The sequence below is a fragment of the Clostridium saccharoperbutylacetonicum N1-4(HMT) genome (assembly GCF_000340885.1).
GTDB classification, from domain to species: Bacteria; Bacillota; Clostridia; order Clostridiales; family Clostridiaceae; genus Clostridium; species Clostridium saccharoperbutylacetonicum.
On the sequence record NC_020291.1, the window covers coordinates 401848 to 412892 of the forward strand.

At 33.8% G+C, this 11045-nt stretch carries 1 protein-coding gene; it reads left to right on the forward strand.

Translation table 11 applies throughout. From position 1 onward, the window contains the following. Positions 1-840 precede the first annotated feature (840 nt). Positions 841-11040, forward strand: coding sequence for an SDR family NAD(P)-dependent oxidoreductase (locus CSPA_RS01845; protein ID WP_015390517.1), 10200 nt, complete (start codon positions 841-843; stop codon positions 11038-11040). Positions 11041-11045 lie beyond the last annotated feature (5 nt).

An 11045-nucleotide genomic window follows, 5' to 3' on the forward strand; every position in this document is an offset into this window, starting at 1 on the left:
ACAGCGATAGGAAGGGGTGATATCTCAATGCTAGTTCTTCTGACGGTTAAATCCTCCATTTTCTTCCCACTAAAGTTATTTTCACTGAATATATTTAAGACTCTTTCTGATGCATAAAGACTGTCTGTCAGCAGAATGATCGGCAATCTCTGAAATTTATTTTTCAAAGCTAATAAAAGGATTTTATGCGGTTTTTGTTGCAAAGCTTGAATTCATATATTGGGCGGAACCAGTTCAGTGAGTCATTTAGTTATAAAAATTTACAATTTTAACTATAAATTCATTGTAATACCTTTATTAAAAAAAAGGGAAGAAAAAGTTGAAAATGTAAAAATATGTGTTAAAATTTAAATATAAATAACATATAAGTGAGTATTATCCAGATATTTAAAATGGTTATGTAATAAATTTCGTATAATTTGATATATTCGGTATTGAAGTACGCTACATGGAAAGAGATTAAAAGTTTCTTCCCACATATATGCAATATGTATTAGAAGCTCATATATTTTAATTTATTCCCATATTTTTTATCAGGCTAATAACAAGGAATGATGCCGTCACGCTTGTGAACGGGGTAGGTATTTTTCAAATGAAGTTAAGTATAAGAAATGTCTAAATTCTTAAAGTAATCTATGATGTTTTAGGTTAATTGGGCAATCGCATTAGGATAATATTTGCGAAGGTTAGTAATAAGAAAGTTTCAAAGAATTATAAAGTGTTTTTGAAAATAAGGTTGATATTTTAATAAAAAAGGAAATTTTAAGAGCAGATATGCAGCAAAAGGTAAAATATTAAGAAAGGAATATGATATATAAGATTTAGTATCATAAAAAGAATATGAAAAGAAAAAAGGAAAATAAATTATATCTATCATGTATTCTTGATAAATGTATTAAGTATAGTGATAGAGTATTTTTGGTTTTTGAAGATGAAAAATTAGTTCCATGTAGAGTTAATGGAAAAATACTTAATAAAAGAATTGAAAGTTTTGCATTTGAATTGAAACATGAGTTAAGAGCACATGATTTGGCCCTTATCGTTTTACCACAAGGATTAGATTATATCTATTCAATATTGGGGTGTTGGTATAATAACATAACGGCAATTCCAACACCAATTGTTGATATTGCCTTGAAGGCGGAAGATATTTTAAAACTCATTACATATGCGGAAGATTCATCATCTCGAACTATCATTACGAATACAGCTATGTTAGAAACATTAAAAGAGGTAGAAGAGTTTAAAGATTTCAATTTTATTAATGCTGATTTAATAGAACGTGATGTTGAGAGAAAAATTACACTACAGCAAATGAAAAAAGAGGACTTGGCATTACTTATGTATACCTCTGGTTCAACTTCAAAACCAAAAGGAGTTATGCTTACGCATGAAGATATTTTAAATCAAGCATCTGCAGATCAATGGCGTATCGACAGTAATACACGAATGGTTACTTGGACACCACAGTTCCATGCATTTGGATTGTACAATAATATTCTTGTGCCTATGTTACATGGAGCATTAAGTGTTATTTTGCCACCAGCAACTTTTATTAAAAGACCAAGTCTTTTCTTAAAACTTATAGGAAAATATAAAGGTACACATATCGCAATGCCAAATTTTGCATTTGATTATTGTTATAACAATGTGGATCTAGATGATATTCCAACAAATTGTTTAGAAACACTTAGGGCAATTATTTCAGCAGGAGAACCAATTAGAAAAGAAAGCTACGATAAATTTTGGGAGAAATTTTCAAAATGCGGGCTTAGTTGGAATGCGTTATGTCCGTTATTAGGGTTATCTGAATTTTGCCCAGTTTGTAGTATAAAAGTGGATGAAGAGCCAAGATTTTTATCATTGGATCTTGCTCAATTGGAAAATGGAATTGTGCAAATAAATAATGATTCGGAAAACGGAAAAAACATTACAAGTTGTGGTTCTGTGGAGAAATCACTGAAAATAAGGATCGTCGACACAAAAACAATGAAAGAATGTGAACCAGATAATATAGGTGAAGTATGGATAAAATCTAATTGTAAAGGTAGCGGTTATTTAAATAATGAAGAAGCTACAAAGGAAATCTTTGGTGCCGCATTGGAAGACAACAAGAGTGAGACTTTTTTTAGAACTGGTGATAATGGTTTTGTATATGACAATCATTTGTATATAGTTGGGAGAAGTAAAGAAGTGATTATTATTAACGGAAAGAAGTATCATCAAATAGATTTGGAGTGGACGATAAAGAATAGTATTCCTGAATTAATTTTGCCTGTCAGTGCTTTTTCATGTGATGTAAATAATGCGGAGAGAGTAATTGTAATTCAAGAGATTGAGAAGAATACGACTACGGAGACATGTAAAGAAATTGTGCGCAATATTATAACCTGTATTTCTAAAAAATTCAGCTTAGAAATATATGAAGTGGATTTAGTAGAAAAAGATCAGATACCTAAAACAGGAAGTGGTAAAGTGCGTAAGAAGGAAAGCTTAAAACGCTACAAAGAGAATCAATATACTATTATGTATAAGTTTTGTAAAGCGGATAGATATGATTTGAAAGAAATACCTGCAAATAATAAAGAACATAATATTATGAAGGTATTGAAACAAAAAGTATTTGGAGAGGTTCTGGAATTAAATAGTGAGGTTATAGAAGAGGCAGAATCGATATCGGAGTTAAATATTAATTCAATTCAAAATATACAGATTGCCAAGAAAATATCGAGCATATTTGATACAGAATTTGAACCATATATGATGTATCAGTTTTCTGATTTTAGTCAGTTAGAGGATTATCTTTGCAAAAGCGTTAATGTTAAAGCGGAGGTAAATGAGGATACAGGTATTACAGAATCTAAAATAAATAAAGAAAACAAACAGGTGATACAAAGCGATATCAATGAAAATGATATCGCAATTATAGGTATCAGTTGTAATTTCCCGGGAGAAGCAGATACCCCAGAAAAGTTTTGGGACAATATTGTTAAGGGAAGAGATTGTATATCGGAAGTAGAAAAAGAGCGTCCTTGTATTATAGAAGATTATTACAATCATAATCAAGCAGATGAGTATTATCCGAAATTCGGCGGTTTTATTAAAGATGTTGATAAATTTGATGCATCCTTCTTCGGAATTTCTCGTATTGAGGCGGAAAGTATGGATCCGCAGCAAAGAAAAGTGATGGAGATGACTTGGAATGTAATCGAGGATAGTGGATATAATCCACAGTCACTAGCAGGTGAACAAATAGGTGTTTATTTAGGAGTTCATAATAATGATTATTCGGAATTATTGCTTGATGATGAGGATACTATGGAGCAGTATGGTGGTTATGCCGATTCTGGAGTTCATATGAGTCTAATTGCTAATCGTATTTCAAGAATGTTCGATTTTCATGGACCTAGTGAAATTGTAAATACTGCATGTTCTAGTTCGTTAGTAGCAATACATAATGCGATACAAGGAATTAAAAGAAATGAATGTAAGATGGCAATTGCGGGTGGAATAAACCTAATACTTTCATCTCGTGTCTATGTTGCATGTGAGAAAGCTGGTATGTTATCAAAGGATGGTCGATGTAAAACTTTTGATGAAACAGCCGATGGTTTTACACGAGCAGAAGGATATGGAGCTGTATTGCTTAAACCATATGATGAGGCAATTAGAGATCATGATAGTATCTATGGAATTATAAAAGAAAGTGCAATTAATCATGATGGTCGTTCCACGTCCTTACGTGCACCAAATATGAATTCTCAAAAAGAATTAATTAAATCTGCGTACAAAAAAACAGGAATGTCCCTAGAGACAATCGGTTATATTGAAACACATGGAACAGGTACATCACTAGGAGACCCAATAGAAATTAGAGCATTACAAGATGCATACAGCGAGATGGGGATTAAGAACAAGGAACATTATTGTGGGCTTGGTACTGTGAAAACAATCATTGGACATTCGGAGTCTGCCGCGGGTGTTGCAGGATTAATAAAAGTTCTAATGTCGATGAAACATAAGGAATTAGCAGGTATTACAAATTTTAAAAAGTTAAATTCCTATATAAAGTTAGAGGATAGTCCGTTTTATATCGTTGAAGAAAATAAGAACTGGGATAGTTTGATGGATTCAAATGGAAAGGTAATGCTTCGAAGAGCTGGAATTAGTTCATTTGGATTTGGAGGAACAAATGCACATATTATTGTAGAGGAGGCGCCGGATAAGGTTTCGATAGAAAATACTTTTGCGGGTGAATCGGAAGAAAAGGTAATTCTTCTCTCTGCAAGGACAAGAGAAAGCCTTAAAATGATGGCGCAGCAGCTTCTGCAGTATTTGAATGAAACAGATCAGAATAATATTAATTTGGACGATTTATCTTACACCTTACAAGTTGTCAGAGGAACGATGAAAGAAAGAGTAGGGTTTATAGTAAAGAGTTTATCGGAACTTATAAGTAAGTTAGAGAACTACCTTTTAGAAGATCAAAAGAATTCAGAAGACTGGATTGCAAGTAAAGATGGCAAAAGTATAATTCTAAGTAAATTAAAGGGAGAAAGAGAACTGGAAGATTTCATTCAGATATGTAAGAAAAGAAAAAGTTATAAGTTGCTTGTTGGACTCTGGGTAAGTGGAATACAGGTTGAATGGAATATGTTATTTACAAGCAAAGAAGTACATCGATTACATCTGCCAACGTATCCATTTCAAAGAAAATCATTTTGGATTTCGGGAAGGAGTCCATATGAAGAGGTTGACATAACTTACAAGGGTGCTTTTGATGATAAAACAGATTTTGTGTCAGAAGAAGAAATTGTATCTGAAGTGACTGTTTCTTCCATAGATATCACAGATGATTTGAGGGAAATGGAAATAAATCATTTAAAAATGCTTTTTTCCAAAATAAGTAAATTAAGTATAGATGAAATTGAGTCAAATAAGGACATGGAGGAGTACGGAATTGATTCTATTCTAATAAAGAATTTGAGTTGTGAATTAGAAAAGGAACTTGGTCAAGTTTCAGTGACTATCTTCTTTCAATGTCGGACAATTGAAGCATTAGCTGATTATTTCATTGAGAATTATAACGAAAAGTTAAAGAAATTCTTTCATACTGAAAACAATGGTATTAGGAAAGAAAACGAGAGAAACACTATTAATACAGTAGATAAGATTCAGCCTAAACACAGAAATCGTGGTAAAAGAAGACTGATTCCAAAAGATAACAGTGATAATATTGCTATTATCGGTGTATCAGGTAAATATCCCCAGGCTAATAATTTAGATGAATTATGGGAGAATTTGAAACAAGGGAAAGATTGTGTTGAAAAAATTCCAAGCGATCGCTGGGACTACCATGAGAATTTTGATGAGGATAAAACAAAACCAGGAAAGATTAATAGTAAGTGGGGTGGCTTTATAAATGATGCCAATACTTTTGACCCCTTATTCTTTAATATTACTCCACAAGAAGCAGAGATGATGGATCCACAGGAAAGACAATTTTTACAATGTGTCTATAAAACTATAGAAGATTCTGGTTATACACGTGAGTCATTAAAAAAATATAAGAATATTGATTCAGCCGGAAATGTAGGTGTATTTGTAGGAGTTACGTTTTCAGATTACCATCTATACGCAATCAATGAACAGTTGCATGGTAACATGGTTGCTTTATCCGGAAGCACGGCATCTATTGCAAATAGAATCTCTTATTATTTCGATTTTAATGGCCCAAGTTTAGCAGTTGATACAATGTGTTCTTCCTCTTTAACAGCACTTCATCTTGCATGTAATAGCATACATCAGAATGAATGTAAGATGGCAATTGCAGGTGGTGTTAATCTATCTTTACATCCTAATAAATATATCTATTTGAGCCAATATAACTTTCTCTCTACCAAGGGAAAATGCGATAGCTTTGGGAATAGTGGTAATGGATATGTTCCTGGCGAAGGTGTGGGTTCTGTCTTACTGAAAAAATTATCAGATGCCGAAGCAGATGGAGATCATATCTATGGAGTCATTAAGGGAACAGCAGTCAATCATGGTGGTAAAACCAATGGTTTCTATGTTCCGGATCCAGATGCACAGGCTAATGTTATAGGGAGAGCAATCGAACAGGCTAAAATTAATCCAGAGGAAATTAGCTATATAGAAGCACACGGAACGGGCACTGTATTGGGAGATCCAATTGAAATTGCCGGTTTGACGAAAGCATTTAGAAAACATACCCAAAAGTGTGGATTTTGTTCTGTTGGTTCTATTAAGAGCAATATTGGACATTTGGAAGCAGCAGCTGGAATTGCATCGCTTACAAAAGTATTACTGCAGATTAAAAACCGAGAGCTTGTCCCAATCGTAAATTCAGGAACATTGAATCCTAATATTGACTTTAGCAGTACACCATTTGTAGTACAGTCTAAGCTAGAGCATTGGGGAAAAAATGATAATGCAGAGGAGAAAGATACTAGTACATTGTTGATCGCCGGGATTTCTTGTTTTGGTGCAGGAGGTTCTAATGCACACGCTATTATACAAGAATATGGCGGAACAACGCATAATAGTACCAGACAACTTCCAAGTGATAAGACTGCTCTATTTGTACTATCATCTAAAAGTTTGGATACATTAAAGCGGCAATGTGCTATGTTGATTGATGTAATAAAAAGAAACAAAATGGGTCAGGAGCAATTATTTGATATTGCTTATACTCTGCAAGTAGGTAGAGAAGCTATGAATGAACGAATAGCATTTACTGCATCGTCAATAGAAGAAGTAATTGAAAAACTGGATAAGTGCATAAAAGATGACAGTAGTATTGATGGATTTTATCGAAGATCAGGAAGATCATCCAACCATTTGTTAAATACATTGAAAAGTGATAAGGATTTCCAGACAACTATTCTTACATGGATAGAGAGAAAAAAATATGCAACTTTATTGCAACTTTGGGTACTTGGATTAGATATTGACTGGGAGAAGTTATATTTGAATGGAAAGCCAAGGAGAGTAAGTTTAAACACTTATCTATTTGAAACAGAAAAGTATTGGCTTTTTCATTCAACGAATGAGCAATTAGCAGCAAAGAGTAATACTAGCGAGAGTGCAATTGTTGATCAGAAGATACAGGGAGAGATAACCGATGATTCAGAACAAGTTATTTGTTCGAAAGCATTATTGGTTCCAGAATGGAAAGAAATATCAGAGTGCAATTTTGATAGAAAGGACGACTTTGATAAACGGTTAATTGTACTTGTGGATGTAACAGATAAAAAAATAGAAGAGATGCTTCAATTAAAGATGCCAGATACGATCTGTTATAGTTTAAATAATCCACAGCAACCAATAGAACAACGCTATGAAGTATATGCATGGTCATTATTGAAGAAGATTAAAGAGCTGATAAAGGAAAAGAAGGGTGTTTTGGTTCAATTAGTTATTCTTAAGGGACGTGAGAGTATGTTGTTTAGAGGATTAACAGCTATGCTTAAGACGGCTCATTTGGAATATGAGGAGCTAGCATATCAGGTTGTTGAATTTGATTATGAAGTGGATGCAGAAATAATCAGTGACAGATTAAATGAGGTTAAGCATACTTATAGAAATAAACAGTACATTTTATCACCTGACAAAATTATGGTGAAGAGTTTTGAAAATGCCAAAAAAAATTCTATACAAAATTCTGCATCAGATCTTCCATGGAAGGAAAATGGTGTTTACGTATTATCTGGTGGAGCAGGAGAGTTGGGTTTACTATTTGCCAATGAAATATTAGAACAAGTTAGCAGTGCACGTATTATATTATTGGGAAGGAGTATACTTGATGACAAAAGAAAAGAGAAGATCGAAAAAATAAAGAAATTGAATGGTTGTGTGGAATATAGAGCAGTTGATATTGCTGATACATTTGCGATGAGACAATGTGTTGAGGATATTGTCAACACATACGGAACAATAAATGGTTTCATTCATACAGCAGGTGTAATAAGAGATCGTTTTATTTTAAATAAGACAGAAGAAGAGTTGAATACAGTTTTTCATCCAAAAGTACAAGGGCTTGTTAGTCTTGATGAAGTAACTAAGGACATTCGGTTAGATTTTATTGTACTGTTTTCATCGGGTGCAGCAGAGATGGGAAGCATGGGACAAGCGGATTATTCTTCAGCAAATGCCTTTATGGACTCATATTCTGAGTACAGAAACGTATTGGTGACAAAAGGAGAACGTTTTGGCAAGACTGTTTCCGTTAATTGGCCCCTATGGAAAAATGGTGGTATGAGAGTGGATGAAGTAATAGAAAAGGCCTTGTTTGAAGAACAAGGAATGATTTCTATGGATTCACAAACAGGAATCTCTTTTCTATATGAAGTGTTACAAAGTCCTTTTAATCAGGTAATGCCGATTGTCGGAGATATAGTGAAAATTCAGACACTTATGGAGAAGGATAAAGAAGAAGAGAATGTTTTAGAAGAGATTATTGAGCCTGAATTGAAGAATGTTGTCAAAAAGCTTAAAGAAGTTCTGGCAGAAAGTACAAAATTAAAAGTAAGTCAGATTGATGAAGATGAGCCATTTGACACATACGGTATTGACTCCGTGATGCTTACATTAATAACTCACGAACTAACAAAATATTTTAAAAAGTTATCACCCACAGTGTTATTTGGTTACAATACGGTCATTGAATTAGCACAATACTTATTGTCAACATATAAATACGAATGTGCTATATGGATAGGTGGTGCACCTAAGAAGGTTAAGACACATTCTTATTCTGAGAAGGTAACGAAAGCGAGTGATAGGAAGGCTTTTGCAAATAAAGAACTTGTTTCGCAAGATATAGTTGAAGTAATAGGTCAGGAAAAAGAAAATATCACAGATAATACTATGGATAATCAAGAGGAAACCCTTATCGCTATTGTTGGGGTAAGTGGTCGATTCCCTAAATCAGAAAATCTGGAACAGTACTTTCAAAATTTAAAGGAAGGCAAAAATTGTGTAACAGAATTAGACGAGGAACGCTGGAGTTTAGAAGGCTTTTATCTCTCTGATAAGGAAAAGGCTCTAAAGAAAAACAAAAGTTACAGTAAATGGGGTGGGTTCCTAGATACTTTTGCTGATTTTGATCCGTTATTCTTCAACATTTCACCAAATGATGCAAAATATATGGACCCGCAAGAACGACTATTTATGGAAGAATGCTGGAAGGCATTAGAGGATGCGGGTTATATGTCGGAACGATTGAGTAGGAATCTGCGAAAAGAAACTGGAGTTTATGGTGCCATAACAAAAACAGGTTTTGAATCATGGAATAATGAAAATGAAAAATATTATAGGACATCATTTTCATCAATGGTTAACCGATTCTCTTATTTTATGGATTTTGAGGGACCAAGTATTGCTTATGATACGATGTGTTCCTCCACATTAACTGCATTGCATGAGGCATGTAATAACTTAAGAGAAAGAAAAGTTAAAATGGCACTCGTAGGAGCTGTTAATCTGTATCTTCATCCAAACAATTATGCAGGTCTTTGCCATGCAGGTCTTATATCGAATTCTAGTGAGAGCAGTGTTTTTGCAAAAGACGGAATTGGATTTATTCCATCCGAAGGAGTAGGAGCAGTAATTTTAAAACGGTTGTCTGATGCAGAAAAGGATAATGATAATATTTTGGCTATCATTCGTGGTAGTGCAGTTAACCATAGTGGAAGGACAAGTGGTTATAGTGTTCCTGATCCAGTGAAGCAAGCACGTACTATTGAAGAAGCGATCAAGGAAGCCCATGTGAAAAAAGACTCTATTCGCCATGTGGAATTGGCAGCCAATGGTTCAGCGTTAGTGGATCAGATTGAAATGTCAGCAATATCGAAAGTATTTGCACAAGAAGAACATAGAGAAGGCAATCTTTATACCATGGGAAATGTCAAAACGTTAATTGGACATGGTGAGGCAGTATCCGGGATGGCTCAGATGATAAAATGCATCTTGATGCTTCAAAATAAGATACTAATTCCAACAATGCTTCCAGAACAGTTAAATCCGAATATAGATTTTAAAAAGATACCATTTCGATTTGTAACGAAACAGAGTGTATGGAATGATATGGAGCTTAAAGGAGAATATATTCCAAGAAGAATTGTGATTGATAGTTTTGGTTCTGGAGGTGTTTATGCAAGCTTGGTGCTTGAGGAATATAAAAATAACCATATAGTAGAGCCAGTAGAGAAGTCACAGAATTCTAATTATTTATTTGTGTTTTCTGCCAAAACATCCAGTGCTTTAGCAAAATTTCTTTTAGATTGGAAAGTCTACTTTGAGGAGAAGGATGAGATTGACTTAAAGAAAATTTCGTATATTTTGCAAACAAGAAGAAAGCACATGAAGAAAAGATTTGCTTGTGTTGCCAGAAGCAAGGAGGAGTTAATAAGAAATATAGAGGATTTCCTTAACAGCGAGGCAAATGGAAATAATTATTCATCTGAAACGAAAGATGAAAATATATTGGAAGATAATCCTAATGTGACTAGCATATCTGGGCATGATAATTGCACAATACTAGCGAAATTATGGGTATCAGGCGAAAAAATAAATTGGAATGAACTGTATGAAGATTATAATCCGAAACAATTATTCCAGCTTCCAACCTACCCATTTGATAAAAAACATTTTTGGGTAAAAGAGCGGAATTTATTACAAGTGGAAGAAGACTTTGTCTCATTAGATGACATATGTGAAAAGGAATCAGAAGTGAACCAGACAGAAGACGGTCAAGAGGAAAAATACAGTCTGAGTGAGGTTAAGGAACATATAAAGAAGATTCTATTTGATATTTTGTTCCTCAATGAAAGTGATGAGTTTGACGAATGCGATGCATTTATGGAATTGGGAATGAATTCTATTTATATGGTTAAATTTATTACACAGCTGAACACACAGCTGGCATTGCAGTTAGATGAGACAGTTTTATTCGAATATTTCAATGCAAAGGATCTGGCAGAGTACATTTACGAAAAAATGAAGAGGGGAGAACAGTAAAATTT

Bases quoted from the DNA above. Each gene is read 5' to 3' on its own strand.
- CSPA_RS01845 (WP_015390517.1), top strand. From the start codon at position 841: ATGAAAAGAAAAAAGGAAAATAAATTATATCTATCATGTATTCTTGAT.